Annotated in this window: 18 protein-coding genes and 1 tRNA gene; 11 read left to right on the plus strand and 8 right to left on the minus strand. The window is 66.0% G+C overall.

Annotated features, from left to right (window positions below; genetic code table 11):
• Window positions 1-218: 218 nt before the first annotated feature.
• Window positions 219-464: a hypothetical protein gene (locus GTV32_RS18470; RefSeq protein WP_161061549.1), complete on the plus strand. Its 246-nt coding sequence runs from the start codon at window positions 219-221 to the stop codon at window positions 462-464.
• A gap of 232 nt (window positions 465-696) precedes the next feature.
• Here GTV32_RS18470 and GTV32_RS18475 read toward each other — a convergent pair whose 3' ends face one another.
• Entirely contained in the window at window positions 697-1,398 is a 702-nt protein-coding gene (locus GTV32_RS18475; protein ID WP_161061550.1) for a DUF6766 family protein, read from the minus strand.
• 194 nt (window positions 1,399-1,592) lie between these two features.
• Between GTV32_RS18475 and ppk2 the strand changes: the two genes are divergently transcribed.
• Entirely contained in the window at window positions 1,593-2,390 is a 798-nt protein-coding gene (gene ppk2, locus GTV32_RS18480) for a polyphosphate kinase 2 (protein ID WP_343287456.1), read from the plus strand.
• Between the two features lie 60 nt (window positions 2,391-2,450).
• Here ppk2 and GTV32_RS18485 read toward each other — a convergent pair whose 3' ends face one another.
• From GTV32_RS18485 to GTV32_RS18495, 3 genes are all read right to left on the minus strand, one after another.
• Complete coding sequence (locus GTV32_RS18485) at window positions 2,451-2,894, minus strand: Hsp20/alpha crystallin family protein (RefSeq protein ID WP_161061551.1); 444 nt, start codon at window positions 2,892-2,894, stop codon at window positions 2,451-2,453.
• Between the two features lie 210 nt (window positions 2,895-3,104).
• A complete protein-coding gene (locus GTV32_RS18490) occupies window positions 3,105-3,623 on the minus strand; it encodes a hypothetical protein (RefSeq protein WP_161061552.1) in 519 nt (172 codons plus the stop codon).
• 104 nt (window positions 3,624-3,727) lie between these two features.
• A complete protein-coding gene (locus tag GTV32_RS18495; RefSeq protein ID WP_161061553.1) occupies window positions 3,728-4,318 on the minus strand; it encodes a TetR/AcrR family transcriptional regulator in 591 nt (196 codons plus the stop codon).
• A gap of 111 nt (window positions 4,319-4,429) precedes the next feature.
• Between GTV32_RS18495 and GTV32_RS18500 the strand changes: the two genes are divergently transcribed.
• The 5 genes from GTV32_RS18500 to GTV32_RS18520 all read left to right on the plus strand — a co-directional run bounded on the left by GTV32_RS18500 (window position 4,430) and on the right by GTV32_RS18520 (window position 11,330).
• Window positions 4,430-5,554: a hypothetical protein gene (locus GTV32_RS18500; RefSeq protein ID WP_343287381.1), complete on the plus strand. Its 1,125-nt coding sequence runs from the start codon at window positions 4,430-4,432 to the stop codon at window positions 5,552-5,554.
• On the plus strand, window positions 5,551-6,639 hold the full coding sequence (locus tag GTV32_RS18505; RefSeq protein WP_161061554.1) for a DUF1214 domain-containing protein: 1,089 nt from the start codon (window positions 5,551-5,553) through the stop codon (window positions 6,637-6,639). Before GTV32_RS18500 ends, GTV32_RS18505 begins: the two co-directional genes overlap by 4 nt.
• Window positions 6,639-7,874 (plus strand): sulfotransferase, encoded by a 1,236-nt coding sequence (locus GTV32_RS18510; RefSeq protein ID WP_161062622.1) that lies wholly within the window; start codon window positions 6,639-6,641, stop codon window positions 7,872-7,874. The genes GTV32_RS18505 and GTV32_RS18510 overlap by 1 nt, the downstream gene beginning before the upstream one ends.
• Window positions 7,875-7,968: 94 nt before the next feature.
• On the plus strand, window positions 7,969-9,645 hold the full coding sequence (locus tag GTV32_RS18515) for a SulP family inorganic anion transporter (protein WP_343287382.1): 1,677 nt from the start codon (window positions 7,969-7,971) through the stop codon (window positions 9,643-9,645).
• A 143-nt stretch (window positions 9,646-9,788) separates the two neighbouring features.
• Window positions 9,789-11,330 carry an NAD(P)/FAD-dependent oxidoreductase gene (locus GTV32_RS18520; protein WP_161061555.1) on the plus strand — a complete coding sequence of 514 codons (1,542 nt, stop codon included), beginning with the start codon at window positions 9,789-9,791 and terminating at the stop codon, window positions 11,328-11,330.
• 27 nt (window positions 11,331-11,357) lie between these two features.
• Here GTV32_RS18520 and GTV32_RS18525 read toward each other — a convergent pair.
• A tRNA-Gly gene (locus tag GTV32_RS18525) sits at window positions 11,358-11,428 on the minus strand.
• Between the two features lie 184 nt (window positions 11,429-11,612).
• Between GTV32_RS18525 and GTV32_RS18530 the strand changes: the two genes are divergently transcribed.
• Window positions 11,613-12,704, plus strand: a complete 1,092-nt coding sequence (locus GTV32_RS18530; protein WP_161061556.1) for a hypothetical protein — start codon at window positions 11,613-11,615, stop codon at window positions 12,702-12,704.
• Between the two features lie 41 nt (window positions 12,705-12,745).
• On the opposite strand, the gene GTV32_RS18535 is transcribed toward GTV32_RS18530, so the two are convergent.
• Window positions 12,746-14,164 (minus strand): hypothetical protein, encoded by a 1,419-nt coding sequence (locus tag GTV32_RS18535; protein ID WP_237421586.1) that lies wholly within the window; start codon window positions 14,162-14,164, stop codon window positions 12,746-12,748.
• A gap of 220 nt (window positions 14,165-14,384) precedes the next feature.
• Between GTV32_RS18535 and dcd the strand changes: the two genes are divergently transcribed.
• The 3 genes from dcd to GTV32_RS18550 all read left to right on the plus strand — a co-directional run bounded on the left by dcd (window position 14,385) and on the right by GTV32_RS18550 (window position 17,936).
• Window positions 14,385-14,960, plus strand: coding sequence for a dCTP deaminase (dcd, locus tag GTV32_RS18540; protein ID WP_161061557.1), 576 nt, complete (start codon window positions 14,385-14,387; stop codon window positions 14,958-14,960).
• A 144-nt stretch (window positions 14,961-15,104) separates the two neighbouring features.
• A complete protein-coding gene (locus GTV32_RS18545; protein WP_161061558.1) occupies window positions 15,105-16,535 on the plus strand; it encodes a UDP-glucose/GDP-mannose dehydrogenase family protein in 1,431 nt (476 codons plus the stop codon).
• Between the two features lie 63 nt (window positions 16,536-16,598).
• The gene (locus GTV32_RS18550; RefSeq protein ID WP_161061559.1) at window positions 16,599-17,936 is read left to right on the plus strand and encodes a hypothetical protein; all 1,338 of its coding nucleotides are present in this window, start codon (window positions 16,599-16,601) and stop codon (window positions 17,934-17,936) included.
• A gap of 1 nt (window position 17,937) precedes the next feature.
• Here the strand turns inward: GTV32_RS18550 and GTV32_RS18555 are convergent, their stop codons facing one another.
• Both GTV32_RS18555 and GTV32_RS18560 read right to left on the minus strand, forming a co-directional pair.
• Window positions 17,938-18,708, minus strand: coding sequence for a MerR family transcriptional regulator (locus GTV32_RS18555; RefSeq protein WP_161061560.1), 771 nt, complete (start codon window positions 18,706-18,708; stop codon window positions 17,938-17,940).
• A gap of 35 nt (window positions 18,709-18,743) precedes the next feature.
• Window positions 18,744-19,319 (minus strand): TetR/AcrR family transcriptional regulator, encoded by a 576-nt coding sequence (locus tag GTV32_RS18560; RefSeq protein WP_161061561.1) that lies wholly within the window; start codon window positions 19,317-19,319, stop codon window positions 18,744-18,746.
• Between the last annotated feature and the right edge of the window lie 83 nt (window positions 19,320-19,402).

Raw genomic sequence — 19,402 nt, forward strand, 5'->3', positions numbered from 1 at the left:
AAAATTACTTAGCCAGCCTAAAGTAGTTCGACGCTCGGGGACGCATCGAGACGGTGTGAGTTGGGCTACATCTGGCCGAAAAGGACGGCAAATCAGCGCAATTCGGACATTTTTCTAGTAATGGGACCACCAGTCGGCGGAGCGAGGTGACGTGAACAGTGGGTGACGATCGCCGCCGCCGCGCTGCGGGCGTCCGGATCGCGTCGTAGCGTGAGGTCATGGCCGGGGACAACGACGAACGTAGACAGATCGACGAGGTCCGGGCTCGCTTGACCGAAGTCCATACCGGCCGTTCCTCAGACGACGTGGCAGGCGTTGTCGAGGCGGCCTACCGTCACTTCGACGGGATTCGCGTCCGTGATTTCGTGCCGCTGCTGGTCGAACGACGGGCCAATCAGGAACTGGGCGGGTCGTCGGTCATGGCAGATCCCGCAAAGGCTCCGCCGCATCTCGGTGAGCAGTAGTCGCGGTCAGTCCGTACTGCGTCTGCAGGAGCCGGATGAGGGCACGTGCCTCATAGAGTTCGCTGCGCCGACGGTTCGCACTCGACGGATGCATCGACGTCGATTCGAGCTCGGCGACGATCCTGTCGGTCACTCGTTCGAGATCGGCGATCAAGGACCGGGCCTGGGCGTGAGACGGATCCTCTGCACCAACGGTCACCGGAGGATCGTAAAACACGCAGATCCGGCTGCGTCAGGCGCCGGTCTCCCGTGAACTCTCCGCGACTGGTTTGGACTCCGGTGAGCCCTTCTGGCGTAGGTAGATCGAGCCGCCGATGATCGCGGCGACGGCGATGAACTCGCTCTGCCAGTTCTGCATCGACTCGAACCAGAACTGGGAGGTGCCCAGGTAGTCCCACACCGAAACCGTCGGCCGGCCGTGGTCGAGTTGATCGCTGTTGTAGGCGGCGGCGCCACCCACCGCATGCAGTGCGAGGGAGGCGAAGAAGAGTACGAAGAAGGCGCCGGCGAGTGAGTTCTGATAGATCGTCAGCCAGATCCCGCCGCGGCGAACCGGCCAGGGGGAGCGCGGGTCGGCGTGCACCGATCGCGGATCCTGGTCCTGCGGAGAGGTTTCATGGGGAGGTTTGGACTCCGACGAACCCTTCTGGAACAGGAAGACCGTCAGCACGACGTACATCGCCATCTGGAGGAACTCGGATTCCCAGTTCTCGAAGACGGCCTCGACGAAGTCTCCCGTCCGCAGGTATGCCCATACGCTGATCGCCTCGGTGGCGCCGTGTTCCATCTGTTCGGAGTTGTACTGACGGACCCCGGACATGATCATCCCGATGAAGAAGATCAGGAACAGTGCAAGGCAGGTGAGCAGGAGGCCGTTCTCGTAGAGCCAGGCGCGTAATCGACGCCGGCGCCTGGTTTCGTCGACCGTCGCCACAGGCTGACAGTACGCGCGATCGACCGGGCTCCGAGGGCGCCTCGGCGTAGAATTCTGCGGAACCTTTGCCGGAGTGGTCGACCGGGGTATTCGTCATCGAGGAGGCGCCGCTCGTGGGCAAGAAGAGCAAGAAGTCACACGCGAAGAACAAGCATGCGATCGACGACCCGAAACCGGCGCGGCCGTACCCCGAGGTGAGTGGAACAGATTCGGCGCCAACATCTCCGATGACGAACAAAGAGTTCCGGAAACTGGTGAAACCGCTGCACGGCGAACTCGTGGCGATGCAGGAGTGGGTGCGGTCCACCGGTGCCAAGGTCTGCGTGGTCTTCGAGGGTCGTGATACCGCGGGCAAGGGTGGCGTCATCAAGGCGATCACCGAGCGGGTCAGTCCGCGGGTGTTCCGCGTGGTGGCGCTGCCCACTCCCACCGAGCGGGAGAAGTCGCAGATGTTCTTGCAGCGGTACGTGCCACATCTGCCGGCCGCGGGAGAGGTCGTGATCTTCGACCGCAGTTGGTACAACCGCGCGGGCGTGGAGCGTGTGATGGGTTTCTGCACTGAGGAGCAGTCCATGCAGTTCCTCGCGGACGTCCCCGAGTTCGAGCGAGCGGTGGTCCGGTCCGGCACGCTGTTGATCAAGTACTGGCTCGAAGTGAGCGAAGAACAACAGACACTGCGTCTGCAGAGCCGCATCGACGACCCTCGCAAGTATTGGAAACTGTCCCCGATGGACGTGAAGTCCTACACCCACTGGGACGACTATTCCCGTGCGCGTGACGACATGTTCCGCTACAGCGACACCGGTTGGGCGCCGTGGTACGTCGCCAACACCGACGACAAGAAGCGCGGTCGGCTCAACATCATCACGCACCTGCTCGATCAGGTGCCCTACACGCCACTCGCGGCACCGGACATCGAACTGCCCGACCGTGTCCGCAGTGGGTATTCCAGTCCGCACCTGGCCGTGACCGAGGTGCCGGTTCGCTATTGACGAAGGGCGCCGACGGGCGCGATCTGCTCGCGCCCGTCAGCGCCCGGTGATCAATTGAGGTCAGTCGGAACCGGTGGTGATGGCCTGCGGTCGACCGGTGGCCTCGACCGCGATCTTGCGGGGCTTCGCTCTCTCGGCCAACGGGATCGTCACGGCCAGAACGCCGTTGTCGTAATTGGCCGTGATCGCGGACGCGTCGATTCCCTCGCCCAGTGACAACTGCCGTCGATATGTGCCGGAGAACCTCTCGCTGGTCAGCCACTGGACACCCTCATCGGATGGGACACTCCGCTGTGCCGACAACGTCAGCACCCCGTTGTCGACGGCGACGTCGATCGAACCCGGGTCCGCCCCGGGAAGATCGGCCACCAGCATGTAATGGTCGTCGACCTTGTACAGATCCAGCGGCATGAACCGCGGGGTCCGCGCGGTACCGGCCGGCGAGCCGGTCATCAATCCACGAGCAAGCGCATCAACATCGCTGAACGGATCAAAACGAAGCACAGCTACTCACCTCCTGAACATCAGGCTGCCCGCCACCCGTTGACGAGCAGCTCACGCTGTACAACCACAAAAATAGCACCGCCGACCGCCGTGCGCTAGCACTCGCATGCTTGGAGTGCCAGCGCACGGCGGTGTTCACAGCGAGACGGCACCGCGCCGTAAAGGCAAGCAGGACTGCATGAAACTCGAGTTCGGCCCGCTCGCTCCGGTTCAGCGGCCCTCGGGCGGAATCCGGTCACGGGGAGAATCCGACACGCCTCCGGGATCCTGGCCCGGTCGGTCGTTCTGTGTCTGGCGCGGATCGTATCCCTGGTCGGTGCCGTGGCCGTGACGCGGCGGCTGGTCGCCTGTCGGGTCATCCACCGTCCGGCGACGAGTCCCGTCGCGACCCACGTCGGGGTCCACCTCGTCGGCGCGGGCCAGTTCGCTGTCGACCTTGTGCCGTGATTCGGCGGCGTGCTCCTGATGGGTGCGGGCGTGCTCGCCGAGACGCTTGGCTTCGGCGGCTTTCGCGTCCGCTTCGGCCTTCGCCTGGCGGGCCCGCGCTTCGGACTCCTCGGCGATTGCTTCCCGTTCCCGCGCTTCCGGCACGTGCTGGGTAGCGTTCTGGCGGATGTCCTGGGCCTTGGCACGGCGGTGTTGCTGGCGCTGACGCATGATCAGAACGAGCAAAACGAGCAGGACAGCCACGACCACGATGGCGATGATGACCCAGATTGCGGTATCCACGGTTCTCTCCTCGGTCGATGATGGTCGAGCAGGGATACCCAGATGCATGTTGAATCAATCATCGGTGGCGTGCCGGCCGTTCGAGGTGGTCGGGAACGTGCTGGTCAGGTGGGGGACGCTTCCAGCACATCCGTCACGTGGTCGACGAACACCTCGCGATCGTCGCCGAGATTGCCTTCCGACCATTCGATGAACAGCGAGATGATGGACCCGAAAAGGGTCGCGTACTGCATCTTCGCCTGGACGGACACGCGCTTGCGACGCGCGGACGGGCTGAGCTCGGGTGAGATGAGCTCCACGATCGATTCACGCACGTACGCGCGCAGCCGCTGATCCGCGATCGGTTCGACGAACAGGATTCGACAGACCCGCGGATCCTCTGCCACCAATCGGGCGGCGGTGTCGACACCGACCCGCCGCCGGGAATCGGCGTCGGTTGAGTCGGTGGCGGCCTCGTCGATGATTCCGCCGGCACGCCGCAACGTCGTTCGATACACCTCGTGGAGCAGGGCGTCGGTGTCGGCGAAGCTCTCGTAGAAGAACTTCTGACTCAACCCGGCCACCCGGCACACCGCGCGCATGGTCATCGCGTTCACACCACCGGTACCGACGAGCTCGACGCCGGCGTCCACCAGGCGCTCACGGCGTTCCGCGGAACGCTCATGCGACGGGCGACCTCGATAGGGCCTTGACATGGCGCCGAGTATACGGGCAGATTCTATTTGGGAAGCACATGCTTCCTGAATATGGGAGGGATCGCCACGCCGATGTCGGACCACGGAACATCAACTGCCACAAATCCATCTGTGCCGGCCACGCCGACGCGATCTCCGCTGCGCATCGCGGTCTGGGGTCCCGGCGAGGTGGGAGGCGCGGTGATCCGTGCCGCGATCGCCGACCCCGCATTCGAGGTCGTCGGTGCGAAGGTCCACCGCGAAGGCAAACACGGAAAAGACGTCGGGGAGCTCGCACATACCGATCCGATCGGTGTCGCGGCAACCTCGGATCGGGACGAGTTCATGGCCCTCGATGTCGACTGCGTGGTGGTCACTCCGGCGCCGGCCGCGGTCATCAAGGGGCTCGACGACGACGTCATCGCTCTTCTCGAGTCCGGCACCAACGTGGTGTCCACCGCCGCCTATCACAACGTGTCGATGCCCAACTGGCTCAGTTCATTTCGCCAGCCACCCGAGAGGATGCTGGCGGCGTGCCACACCGGTGGTGCCACCTTGCACGGCACGGGCGTACATCCCACCTTCATCGTCGAACGACTGGCGATGACCATGGCAGGCGCGATGTCGTCGGTCTCCCACATCCGGTCGGTCGAGGCGGTCGACTTCAGCAGGGCCGGGTCGATGTGGGGTGGCCTGAACGGACTGGGGTTCGGTGCGGAACTCGACACCCTTGGTCCGGATGCACCCGTTGCCCGTGGAGGCGACCTGTATTACGGAGACCTGACCGGCAACGTCGCCCATGCGCTGTACGGCACGGCCGGGGACGCTGTGCGGGTCGAGGCCGCGTTGCGAGGTCTGCCTGCGGTCAGGGATGCGACCGTCGGCGCGACGGTGATCCGCGAGGGCACGGCCGCCGCCCTCCATCTCACCCACCGCGGCTACATCGGCGATCACCACTTCTTCACCAACGAGGAATGTTGGTATCTGGCACCAGAACTGGTCTATCGCGGTGACGATCTGCCGTTCGGCGGATTCCAGGGTGACATCTGCTACACGCTGGAACTGAGTGGTGAACCCGCCGAGCTGCGGGCGCAACTCGAGTTCGGGATGAGTTCGGGGCGCACCAACCCCATCACCAACGCCTCCGTCCGCGCAGTGCTGGACGCGGTTCCCGCGGTGTGCGCAGCGGATCCCGGAATCCTCATCGACGATGTGCGTCCGCGTTACCGGCACGACGACCGGGTGGGGTTGCGGTGACCGGCCCCGACCGTCCGGAAGTGGCCGCGTGGCGCGGGTTTGTCGACGCCCTGCGGGATGCCGGCGAGCAGCTCGCGGAGAACACCGCCGACCTCGATCCGATCGAGCAGGCCGACGGGTTCAGCGCGTTGCTGCGGGGGCTCAACAACCAATTGGGGCGGTTCGAGGTCGACCGGGAGCGTCCGGAGTTGGTGGCGTTCAACGGGTGGCGTCAGAAGTTCCTGATGGACAACCCAGACTTTCGCTACTGGGTGGCCGACGTGCGCTCGGACCGCCGCTACCGGATCCGTGGCAACCGCGGCGGCGCCACCTATGTCTCGATCACCGCCTATGCGCGGACGGGAGGAGTCGGCGCCGAGGCCACCGGCCGACTCGACAGCGATGCGATGACCTTCGCCCCGAACGGTGATTTCGACGTGACGCTGGGCGGCGAGGCGCCGACAGCGGGTGACTGGCTGGGGATGACGGATCGAACGAGCGTGCTGTGGGTGCGGTTCTTTCACGATGATGTCACGACCGATCAGATCGGCAGTTGCACAATCGAACCCATCGACACACCAGCGCCGGCCGAAGCGCTCGACCCGGCCGTGCTCGGCGCGCGGGTCGAACGTCTGGGTGCGATGACACGTATGCTGCCGCACATCTTCGCGGGCTCCATCAAGGCGGACCTGGAGCCGCCGAACGAGATCCGTCACTGGTCGGAGATGGACGGTGGGGCGGTGTTCACCGAACCCGGAATCCACTATCTCCGGGGCGGATGGCACCTCGAACCCGACGAGGCGCTGATCGTCGAGGGCGAAGTCGTCGAGTGTCGATACTGGAACATCCTGGCCTACAGCAGGTTCCTGAATTCGCTCGACTACCGAAGCCGGCCGGTCTCCTACACCGGAGCAAATGCCACCATCACCGAAGGGCGTTACCGATTCGTCCTGGCGGGTAGACAACCCGACCCAGCACTCGGCGACTGGATCGACACCGAAGGGCGGTCGTTCGGGATCGTCGTGCTCCGCTTCCTCGCCCCCGATCGCACACCTGAGTTGCCCACGGTCCGGTGTGTGCGGCTCGACGACGTACGGGGCGGATGATGGCCACCGCATGGGCGCCGCCACCGAGATCCGACGCGGCACTGTCGGTGTATGCGGCCGCCGAGTCGGATCGGGAGATCAATCCGGACCGTTATCGCCTCGGTGACGAGGCGGTCGACCTCGTGATCGACCGTGCGACCTCGAGGTGCGGTGTCGCCGCGCTGGGTGATCCGATGGGGTGGCGGCCGGGTGTCGAACATTACCTGTCCTCGGCTGCGCTGGATGGGCGCCTGAATGCCCTCGGTGCGCGCACTGTCCAGGACACTGTCACCGCCAAGTTGCGCGCCCGGGCGGCCACCGGTGAGTATCTGGCGGCCCGGCCCGATGTCGCCGAGCGGGCCCTCACGCCGCCGATCGTGATCATCGGCGGTTGGCGGACCGGGACGACGTTCTTGTTCCGGCTGCTGGCAGGTGATCCGCGGTTGCGTGCGCCGTTGCCGGCCGAACTGTATGCGCCGTGGCGGATGGCGGGTCTCGAACCCGACGAGCGGGAGCGTCGGATCGATGCCAGCGGTGCCGGACACGATCTGCTCCACACGCTCAATCCGACCATGGCCGCCGTCCACGACTCCGGCGCGCGGCTCCCCGAGGAGTGCGTGCTCGGGATGGGGATGTCGTTGCGCAACTGGGCATTCAGCTCAACCACTCGCCTCGATTCCTATGCAGAATGGTTGGCGGGAGAGGACTTTCACGACGAGTACATCGCGCATCGGCAGATGCTGCAGATACTCGACGACGGTTCTGACCGGCGGTGGCTCCTGAAGGCGCCTGCGCACACGGCCGAGCTAAGGGCGTTGGCCGCCACGTATCCGGGTGCGGTGGTCGTACACCTTCATCGCGACATCGTCGAGACGGTTGCGTCCGGCGCGAGTCTGTTCGCGACCTATCGATCGACCTACAGCGACGATGTGGACGGGGCCGACGTCGGGCGCTTCCAGATCGAGCAGACAGAACTGTGGCTGCGGCGCGCTCTGGCATTCAGGGATTCGGACGAGGCGAAGACGATAACGTACCTCGACGTCGCATATGCCGACCTCGTGGCCGACACGTCGTCGACGGTGCGCCGGGTATACGAGGCCGCCGACATCGAGCCACCGGACCTGGAGGCGATGATCGACGCCCATCACGCCGCGCAGCCTCGCAGTGGCAAGGGAAGACATCGGTATGAGCCGGAACAGTTCGGTATCGTGCCCGGCGAACTCCGTGAACGGATGGCGTTCTACCCGTTCCCGTAGGGGGTGGCGAGCCGGTTGCGATACCGGCCGAAGACCCGAGCCGCGCTGTCGTCTTACTCGGCCGCAGGCGGGGGAGTCCGGCTAGGATGCCGGTGTGTCAGACACATTCCGGCTGTTCGCGTCGCTGAGGGGTTATCGAAGGGCGTACCTCCGACCTGATCTGATCGCAGGGCTCACCGTCTGGGCGGTGATGGTTCCGGAAGGTCTCGCCTACGCGTCGATAGCCGGCGTGCCGACCGTCGTGGGACTGTACGCGGCCGTTCCGGCGCTGATCTTGTATGCCGCGGTGGGGAGTTCACGTCACCTCGTGGTGGGACCGATGGCGGCGACCGCGGCGCTGTCGGCCGCCATCATCGCCCCCCTCGCCGGCGGCGACACCGGTCGCTTCATCGCGCTGACGACGGCGCTGGCGGTGGTCACCGGAATCGTCGCACTCCTCGCCGCCGTTGCACGCCTGGGTTTCGTCGCCTCGTTCATCTCCGAGCCGGTCTTGAAGGGTTTCATCGTCGGCCTCGCGCTGACGATCATCGTCGGACAGGTACCGGCGCTGCTGGGGGTCGACAAGCGGTCCGGCGACTTCTTCGAGCAACTCGTGGGCGTCCTCGGTGGGTTGGGCGACATCGACTGGTGGACTGCGGTGGTCGGAATCGTCAGCCTGATCCTGGTGCTCGGCATGAAGCGTTGGGTGCCACTGCTGCCGGGCTCGCTGATCGTGGTGATTCTCGGGATCGTCACCGTGTATCTCTTCGCCCTCGACGACCACGGTGTCGAGGTGGTCGGGGAGATCAGCGCAGGTCTTCCGTCGCTGGGGCTTCCGTCGGGTTTGGCGTTGACCGATTACCTCGGTCTGATCGGGCCGGCCGCGGGCGTCGTGCTGATCGGTTTCGCAGAGGGACTGGGAGCGGCGAAGACCTACGCGGCCAAAGCCGGCTACACGGTCGATCCCAACCGGGAACTCGGCGGTCTGGGCCTGGCGAACCTCGGCTCGGGGTTCTCGTCGGGGATGGTGGTGAACGGAAGTCTCTCGAAGACGGCGGTCAACGGCGGCGCAGGCGCGCGAACGCAGGCCAGTGGTCTGTTGGTGGCGGGCCTGGTGATCGTCACGCTCCTGGTGCTGACGCCGTTGTTCGAGAAGCTTCCCGAGGCGACGCTGGCCGCCGTGGTGATCGCGGCGGTGGTCGAGCTGGTGGACACGCCGGCTCTGCGAGCGCTGTTCCGGGTCTGGAGCCCACGTCTGGCCCGTGCGTACGGCCTTCCGACGCGATTGGACTTCCTGTCGGCGGTGGCGGCGATGGTCGGTGTCCTCGTCTTCGACACCCTGCCAGGCCTGGTCATCGGTATCGCGGTGTCGATCCTGCTGCTGCTGTACCGGGCTTCGCGGCCGCATGTCGCCGCGCTCGCCCGGGAGGACACGCGATGGGTGGACGTTGCCTACAGCCCCGGGCTGGCGACCGAACCCGGGGTGCTCGTCGTTCGCGTCGAGGGTGGGTTGTTCTTCGCAAACGCCGACCACGTCCGCGATCGAATCGAGGGAATGACCGACGACGAGACCCGTGCCGTGGTAGTCGATGCCGAGACATCACCGTTCATCGACGTCACGGCGGTCCAGATGCTGAACGATCTTCGGGACTCCCTGGCACGCAAGAATGTTCGATTGCGCGTCGCCCGTGACATCGGTGAGTTCCGCGACGTCGTGCACGCCGTCGACCCGAAGAATCCGATAGAGCTCTATCCGACGGTCACCGAAGCTGTTGCCGATCTGGGTGACTGAGCACCGGAGGCGAGCGGTAACCCGACTCCGGCGACGAAGCGCCTGATAACTCCTGATCATCCGTGTGATGCATTTCCAGCGGGCGAGGTGCGGAGTACAGTGGTTCGGCATCGGTTGCGCCAGCGAGACAAGGGAGTCAGCTCATGGCGAACGAGAGCGACAACGGTGCACGCGACACTGACGCCGCGGCCGACCCAGACCTGACGGTCGCCATCGTCGGGGCCGGGTTTTCGGGCATCGGGACGGCGATCCGGTTGGAACAGGCCGGGATTCACGACTGGGAGATCTTCGAGGCCGGCGGCGGTGCCGGCGGCACCTGGTATTGGAACACCTATCCGGGTGTGGCGGTCGACATCCCGTCGTTCAGTTATCAGTTTTCTTTCGCGCCAGGTGAGTGGTCGCGCAGTTATGCGCCGGGAGTCGAACTCCGCCGATATGCCGACGACATGGTGGAGCGATATCGGCTGACCGACCGGATTCGTTTCCACACCCAGGTGGCCAGCGCAGACTTCGATACCGACCAGCACCGGTGGCGATTGACGCTCGCCGGCGGCGAAACGGTGACTGCGCGGTTCCTGATCAATGCGGCGGGCCCGCTGAACGTTCCCGCTCTCCCCGACATCGCCGGCGTCGCAGAGTTCTCCGGTATCACCATGCACACCGCGCGGTGGGATCACACCGTAGACCTGCGCGGTCGGCGCGTGGGGATCATCGGTACGGGCGCGTCGGCAGTGCAGGTGATCCCGGCGATCGCCGGGGAGGTCGGTTCGCTCACCGTGTTTCAGCGGACACCGATCTGGTGCATGCCGAAGATGGACTTCGCCTTGCCACGCAACATCCGGCTCCTCTCGCGACGGCCGATCCTGCGAATGCTGCCGCGCGCGGTCAGCCAGAGCTACGTCGAGTTCACATTCACGATCTCCGCCCAGTTCTACAAGTGGCTGCCGGTGGTCCGCATCGCCGAACGTAACTGCCGGCGTTGGCTACGTTCGCAGGTCGACGATCCTGAAACCCGTGCAAAGCTCACTCCTGCCTACGCTCTCGGCTGCAAACGGCCAGGCTTTCACAACGAGTACTTGGCCACCTACAACCGCGAGAACGTGACCCTGGAGACGACCCCGATCGAGGCGGTCACGCCGATGGGCGTGCGGTGTTCGGACGGGACCGAGCATGATCTCGACATTCTCATCCTGGCAACGGGGTTCAAGGTCATGGATCCCGACAACATGCCCACCTTCAGGTTGACCGGTCCGGACGGTACGACGATGTCGGACTTCTGGCGTGAGCATCGGCTGCAGGCTTACGAGGGTGTTTCCGTGCCCGGGTTCCCCAACTTCTTCTTCGTCTTCGGTCCATACGGCTATACCGGCTCGTCGTACTTTGCACTCGTCGAGAACCAGACCCGACACATCGTGCGTTGCCTGCGGGCCGCGGGTGAACGTGGCGCGACCCGGATCGAGGTTCGTCAGGAAGCCAATGACCGCTACTTCGAATCGATGCTGCGCCGCCGGTACCGGCAAGTGTTCTGGAACGATTCGTGCCGGACTGCGCACAGCTACTACTTCGACAAGAATGGCGACGTCCCGCTGCGTCCCACGACCACCGCGGAAGCCGGACTCCGCAGCCGCTTGTATCCGCTCGAGGACTACGAATTCACCGGTTCCTCTGCGGCCGGGAATCCCTGACCGGGCCACCGGTGTGGGTGACGTCGGAGCCGATGACGGGAATCGAACCCGCGTATTCAGCTTGGGAAGCTGATGTTCTGCCATTGAACTACATCGGCGTGCGAGGCGCTGACCTCGCGATCGACAGCCTAGCAAACGCTGCGCACAACCCTATGCACGGACACCCGTCCGCGCCCATCACGGCGTTGTTCTCGAATCGGACGTCACCTGGTGAGACGTGCTAGCTTTTCTCCTGAATGTCAGTGGGGCGTGCGCTCGGGGGTCGTGATCATCGTGAATGCCATGCGCTTGGCCGAGATCGCCAGCCGTCAGGTGGCTTGCGGACTACCCGCCGATCGACCCTTTCTGCTTGTCGACATCGCCGACGACGGGCTACTGATCTCTGCGATCGACCCAGCCGCGGTGACCGTCATCGGCCGACGCGTGCTGCGGACCGTCGATCCCCTCGCGCTCGATCAAGCCCTCGCCGAGCACCTGGTCCGTGCCGGTCGCGTGCCGACGCCGGAAACCGATGACTGGTGGAATGAACTGCTGGAACTCGCCGGGGTGGGACGAGAACGCCTGTCGACATCGGATGGGACCTTCGTCAGAGGACACCGCGATGTGCGGTTCTTCCGTGTGAATCGGCGCGACCTCGACGACGCAACCGCGCCCTTCTCGGGCGAGGTGTCCGGCGTGCTGCGCGATATGGCGAAAGAGTTCGGTGCCTCCTCGGTGGCGCTCGGCAAGAATTACGAGGTCTGGCCAGGTCTCGGTGCAGTGCTTCGGCGGTCCCTGTCTCTGCCGGTGATCGTCTCAGGGGCGGCGCTCGGCGACGCCCACGATGTCCCTGTCCCGCCCGTTGGCGATCAGCCTGTTCTGCGCAGGCCGAGCCGTGTCGACGACGCCGCACCGCCGGCCGCACCGTTGGAGACGTCGGTCCCGCCGCGCTCTCCGTTCGTCGCGACCGAGAGGGAACCTGAGCCGACGACGGCCGCGCGTACACCGGACGAAGCCGGCTCCACCGTCCGACCTCACGGCAAGCGCATCGCCATCGCGGCCGCCGCGGTTGTCGCGATCATCGGCGCCGGGACGGTGACTGCGCTCGCCGTGACGGGCCCCGACTCCCCGAACCCGCCCCTGTCGAGCCTCGAATTCCCGTCGAGCACTGCATCACCCACGTCGAGCTACGCCGATCCGGCCGAACTCGCGGCAGCTCAGGAGCCCGCCGCGCGCTACGCGCCGCCGCCACCACCGACCACCGACACCGTCTCGGACGGAACGTCACAGGCCCCCGATCAACCGAATCAACGGCGATCGGCACCGCGCCGACTGGTCATCCCGAATCCGATCCCGGGGTTGCCGCCCATCGTGCTGCCGCCCCTACCTCGCTGAGTGATGAAAGCCGGCTGAGTGGTGAAGGCGCGGTGTGGCTCTCACCATCGCGCCGCGGACACGGGGACGCGCTTGTTGGAGGTGGGCGCCGGTGCGGGCCGCTTGTCTTCCGCGAGGCACATCGAACGAAGTACGTTGTGGTACACGACAAGGCCGTACAGGTTCGGCGCGCCGACGATGCCGGTCGACTTGGGCATCATGTCGGTGGTGATCCCCAGCCCGGGGAACAACTCGTTGGCGAGCGCCGCGGCAGGGTCGGTGCCGCCCTCCTGCCACGCCAACTCCACCATGTGTGCGGCGAGCGCGTAGGCGTAGTAGGCGGCGGTGAGCGATTTGGTCACCGTCAGGTCCGACATCGGAACCGTCGCGCCGAAGTCCTGCTTGTTGTTGCGGTTGTGGCTGAGGCCGATGACCACGTCGAGCGGGGCACCACCGACGTAGGGGATCAAGACTCCGACCTGACTGAGGATGTACTCGGGTGTGTTGAAGTCGGCAGGGTCGGCGGGGATCAGGTTCTGATGCACTCGCGTGGTGCGCAGGTACTCCTGCAGACGCTTCGTCATACCGACGATCTGGCGGTCGGTGGCGGGGTTCGTGGTGATCGCCTGCAGGTAGTCGGAGGTGCGCGTCACGATCCGGGTCAACGGCAGATCGCCGATCGGCTTGCAGGTGTCCGCGTCGGCCACGGCGACCTGGCCGGCGATGTCCCGCACGATCCCGGGCACCGCGTAGGCGAAGCGGAGATCCTTGACGGACTTGCCTGCGTTCGCCTTCTGCGAGCGCGTCACCGACACGACGCACGAGTCGACGAGCTTCTCGCTGATCGACTTGTACAGCTGCGTCGCAGCGAACACCCCGAGCAGGATCGGCAGGGTGATGAGGGTACCGATGGTGAGTGGTCCGGCCAGCGGGCCGATGCTGGGCAGCGTGCGCCGCAGCACCGTCAACGGGACCATCACCGTCACATAGAGGTACAGCCAGACGCTCTCGACAGCCTGCGCCAGCGTGAGGTTCTCGACCGGGATCGCTTCCCCGGCGCGTCCCTCACGGACGGCGACGAGCTGCGAGACCACCCACTGGGAGATGGGATCCCGGTACTTCATGATGGGATCTTTGTCGTCGGCGCCCAGGTCGTACGGGTGGTTCGACACGGCGAGCGAGGCGATTCGCAGCCGCGACATGTCGCGATGGGCGCCGGCCTTGATCGTCGCCGACTTCTGCTGGATCTCCTGTGGCAGATACGGCTTCAGCGAATCGAAGATGGCGTCGTAGATGGCGCCGAAGGTGGCGAACCGCGATCCGACGCATTCCTTGGGTTCCGTGGACCGATCGACCGGCCGGGAGTGTTCACTCCTGGCCTGCCCTGCGGATGCGAGCGGTGCCGCTGACGCCATCGCACCGACGCCGTTCTGCCCTCCGAACGCCATCGCCACACACGCCACGACCGTCACCGCGACCATCGACACAGACAGCCTCTGACCCCACATACCCCGCACACCCCCGACTCGTTCGACAGCCGCATCTCGCCGCAATCACGTGGCGATCACGCGACAATCACAGCCCGCGCACACTCTAAGAGATTCCTGAGCGTCTTGGCCATGGTTCGGTGCAAATCGCATCTGGTTCGACGGTCACCGGCCATCCGGCGTTCACCCGGACCGGTCCGTTAACCTCACACGTGTGCTGCTCTCCGATCGCGACATCCGCTCCGAGATCGCCGACGGGCGGTTGGCGCTCGAACCGTTCGACCCGAGCCTCGTGCAGCCGTCGAGTGTCGACGTGCGTCTCGACCGCCTGTTCCGCGTCTTCAACAACACGCGCTACACGCATATCGACCCTGCGCAACGCCAAGATGAGCTGACCAGCCTCGTCGAGCCGCCGGAGGGTGAACCGTTTGTCCTGCATCCGGGCGAGTTCGTGCTCGGCTCGACGCTCGAGGTGTGCTCACTGCCCGATGACCTGGCGGGGCGCCTGGAGGGCAAGTCGTCACTCGGCAGACTGGGTCTCCTGACTCATTCGACAGCAGGTTTCATCGACCCGGGTTTTTCCGGACACATCACTCTCGAGTTGTCGAACGTCGCGAACCTGCCGATCACCCTGTGGCCCGGCATGAAGATCGGGCAGCTCTGCCTGATCCGGCTGTCGAGCCCAGCGGAGCATCCGTATGGGAGTGCGAGCGTCGGATCGAAGTACCAGGGCCAGCGTGGCCCCACCCCGTCGAAGGCCTATCTGAACTTCGCCAAGCCGTCGGACTGATCTCTGGCCGACCGCCGTCGACCGGTGTCGGGCCCGCGCGTTGGGGTGTAGTTCATCTTGGCCGTTCGGTGTTCACCGGTCCGATCGGGACGGGTCATGTGGTGGATGCGTCGCGGCAGGAAACCGCGCGTACTCACTGAAGACATGAAGCTCACAGTCATCGGTTGCGGGTACCTCGGGGCCACGCATGCGGCGTGCATGGCCGAACTCGGCCACGACGTTCTCGGCGTGGATGTCGACGCGGACAAGGTGGCTCGGCTGCAGGCGGGGGAGGTGCCGTTCTTCGAGCCCGGTCTCGGTGACGTGTTGCGCCGCAATCTCGAAGCGGGCCGACTGCGATTCACCACCGATCACCGGGATGCGGCGACCTTTGCCTCGGTGCACTTCCTGGGGGTGGGCACACCTCAGCAGCGGCGAGGCTACGGCGTCGACCTCTCGCATGTGGAGTCGGCTGTCGACGCCCTGGCCCCTCTGCTGCGCGGCGACCACCTGATCATCGGCAAATCCACCGTCCCGGTCGGGACGGCGGCGGCGCTCGCACAACGGATGTCGGTGCTCACAGCGCCGGGCTCGCGCATCGAGCTCGCGTGGAGTCCGGAGTTCCTGCGGGAGGGATTCGCCGTCGAGGACACGCTCGTACCCGACCGCATCGTCGTGGGGACCGATCCCCACTCCGACGCCTCTGCCGCGCACATCGGTGCCGAGCAGGTGACCGCCGAGATCTACCGCGAGATCCTCGAGACCGGCGTTCCGTTCATCCGGACCGATTGGGCGACTGCGGAACTGGTCAAGGTCTCGGCCAATGCCTTTCTGGCCACCAAGATCTCGTTCATCAACGCCATCAGTGAGATCTGCGAGGTGGTCGACGCCGACGTGTCGACCCTTGCGGATGCGATCGGATACGACGGTCGGATCGGCCGGCGATTCCTCAACGCGGGCCTCGGTTTCGGTGGTGGATGTCTGCCGAAGGACATCCGCGGGTTCATGGCACGCGCCGACGAGGTCGGTGCCGGAAATGCACTGCGATTCCTGCGGGAGGTCGACGCGATCAACAACCGTCGTCGCACGGCGATGGTGGAGCTGATCGCGGAGGCGGTCGGCGGTGACGTTCTCGGCGCCAACGTCGCCGTGCTGGGTGCGGCTTTCAAACCGGAGAGCGACGACGTCCGGGATTCGCCCGCCCTCAACGTCGCAGGCCAGTTGGCGTTACGGGGGGCGTCGGTGAGTGTCTTCGACCCCAAGGCCACCGCGACGTCGCGGCGCATGTATCCGATGCTGTCGTATGCCGGCAGCGCCGTCGAGGCGTGTGAGGAGGCGGACGCGGTGGTGGTGGCCACCGAGTGGGCGGAGTTCGTCCACATGGGGCCCGAGGAGCTGTCCGGCGTGGTGCGATCGCGTGTCATCGTCGACGGCCGCCGCTGCCTCGACGCCGGCGCCTGGCGTGCGGCGGGATGGGAGTTCTATGCCATCGGCGGTCCGATGCGCTCGGCTTCGGCGCCGGTACCGGCTCGTCGGGAGGATGTGGGGCAGGTATCGCCGCAGGTCGCGGCTTCTGTTCCGCCGCATTCGCACTGATCCCATGTTAGTCTCGTGCATTCCGAGATTCGGATAGTGCATGGACGCAGGGCATCAGATCGGATGACAGACGAGACCACGGCTTTCGGACGTGGGGCACTTGCCACCACGACCGATGTGCACGCACACCCGGTCAGCCACGAGCTCCTCGGCGACGTGGCTGCGCGGCAGTTGGCGCGTGGGATCCCTGCCGACCTCCCGTTTCTCCTGGTCGACGTGACGGACGATGGCCTGCGGGTCACCACCGTCGACCCGCGGCTCGACGCCTCGGTAGCAGCCCTGATGGCGGAGGCCATCCGTCCGTCGTCGCTCGATCAACTGCTGGCGGCGCATCTGATCCGGACCGGGCGGGTGGAGCAGCCGACCACCGAGGAATGGTCGGCCGAACTGGTCGACCTGGCGTCGCGGGCACGGAGTCGACTCGCGAGCACCGACGGCACCTTCATCGTGGGCCGCGAGTACGTGCAGTATTTCCGTGTCTGGCAACGCGACCTCGACGAGGCAACCGCCGGACCGGCAGACGGCGTGGCGCGGTTGTGCGAGGAGGCGGCGGTCGATGCGCCCGGCCGCATCACCTCCGTGGTGCTCGCCGGTGGGCACGAGGCGTGGCCCGGTCTCGCCCCGATGCTCGGACGGCGTGCGCCGGTTCCGGTGATCGCGTTGATGCCCGCCGGCACACCGGAAGTCGAGCGGTCCGAACCGCGACACGATGACGGCGTCCCGCTCGGCGCGGCGCCGCCGACGCCGGATCTGATTGTGCCCGAGACTGTTCCATCGGCGCCGCCGGTAGCGCCCCGAACGGGTGACTTCCCGGCGCCGATGGCGGGCGGTTCGTCCGAACGTCCACGCGCATCGCCGCCGGACGCGCGGCGGCCCGCGCCCGAAACCCGAGGTTGGGAGGCGGGCGCGGGGAAGCTGCGACCTGCCACCCGCGCGATGGTGTGGCGCCAGCGGCTGTCCGGACGGCGTGCCCTGATCGGCATCGCCGCCCTCTGCGCGATCGTCGTGATCGGTGCCGCGACCGCGGTGGCGGTGAGCGGCGGCAGTGATTCCGATGGTTCGTCGGCGTCCGCCGAGGACGCGACGACGGCGACGTCGGGAGACGACTCGGCGTATGCCGACCCGGCGGACCTGACCGCTGCGCGGGTGCCGGCGGCCACCTACGTTCCGCCACCCCCGCCGCCTCCGCCGGAGCCGACCAGCGACAACTCATCGTCGGGTGAGACGGCGACCGGAAGGCAGCGCACCGGCGAGCCCACGAGACAGCCACCGCCCAGGCGGCCTCGGCAGAACGCACCGCCGCCGGCGCCGGCACCCCTGCCCGCACCGCCGCCTCTCCCGCGTCAGCGCGTCATCCCCAACCCGATCCCCGGGCTGCCGCCGATCGTCCTGCCCGGTTAGGTCAGTCGTCCGCCGGCGGCTCGATGGAGGTCTGGCGCGATCGCCCGAGATAGTCGTTGAGCTGACGGGCGAGATCCCGATCGAGGGCGCGGTCGAGGGCGTTGTGTGCCGAGATCGACCCGGTACGCCGCATCTCACCGAGAAGCTCTGTCGCCCACTCTGACTCGGCGGGAGTTCGCGGCAGCCAGCCGTCCTCGTGGCCTTCGGTGATGGCGTGCCGGCCGGCCGAGATCACCACCTTCGCGACCGCCGCCATCTCCTGGTCGAGCCGCCCGTGGACGTCGAGGATGCCGCTGAGCGGTAGCCCGAGTTTCACCAGCCGGCCGTACGCGGAGACGGTTTCCTGATCGAGGATCGTGTACTGCTTGGGGTGTGCGTCATCACCCTTCGGAGTGATGAGGCCGAAGGCTGCCAGCCGCTCGAAATGTGCCGGGTTGCCGGAGTTGAGCAGGTCCTTGAGATCTTCGGCCGACATCGTGGTCGACGTCGCCGTCGACCACGGCTCGGACACCACTTCCTCGAGACCCAGTACCTCGGCGAGGTTGTCACCGCGCTGTATGCCGGAGAGGAAGTCGCCGATGTGGCGGATGGTGAAGCCGCGTTTGAGCAGATCGTTGATGACCCGCAGCCGCGCCAGGTGGGCATCGGTGTAGATGGCGATGCGTCCACGACGCAGGGGCCGCGGGAGCAAACCGCGGTCCTGGTAGCCACGCACGTTGCGGGTGGTGGTTCCCGCTGCCCGTGCCAGATCGTCGATCCGGTATTCGGTCACCGCGACATTGTCCCAGATCGGGTCCCCTGCTCGGCTCAGGCCGCGACTCCTCGTGCGATGAGGTCGAGAACGTGCTCGTACGAGGCCGCCACATCGATGAACGGTGGATACACCGATCCGAGCTCCAACGACACCGCGCCGTGCACACACGCCCAGATCTGGGCGGCCAGGTGGGTGGCATCGCCGAGTCGGATCACCCCGGCGGCCTGGCCGTAGCGGACGATGTCCGCCAACACGCCGAACGCCCGGGCCGCCACCTCGTCCTCGGCCTCGCACTCTGCGGAGAACATCAAGCCGTAGAGCGTCGGGTTGGCGATCGCGAACTCCCGATAGTTGCGACCACTGTTGCGCAGCCTGGTCGCCGCATCTCCGTCGTGAGCGGCGACCGCCGTGGCGAACTCGGCGAAACCATCCGTCACAACGGCGTCGAGAAGGCCGTCTTTGCCGTCGAAGTGGTTGTAGACCCCCATCGGTGCGACTCCGGCCTCGGTGGCCACGGCGCGGACGGTCAACGCGGCCGCACCTTCGCGTTCCAACAGCCTTCGACCCGCGGCGATCAGGTTGGCGCGGACTTCGGTGGCCGGTGTTCGGGTGTTTCTTTGCGTCGGCACGTTGACATCGTACTAGAACAATGTTCTTCTTGAATAGAACAACGTGCTACAACAGTAGGGCGACGTTCCATCTCACTCACTTC

Source organism: Gordonia sp. SID5947 (genome assembly GCF_009862785.1).
Taxonomy (GTDB): domain Bacteria; phylum Actinomycetota; class Actinomycetes; order Mycobacteriales; family Mycobacteriaceae; genus Gordonia.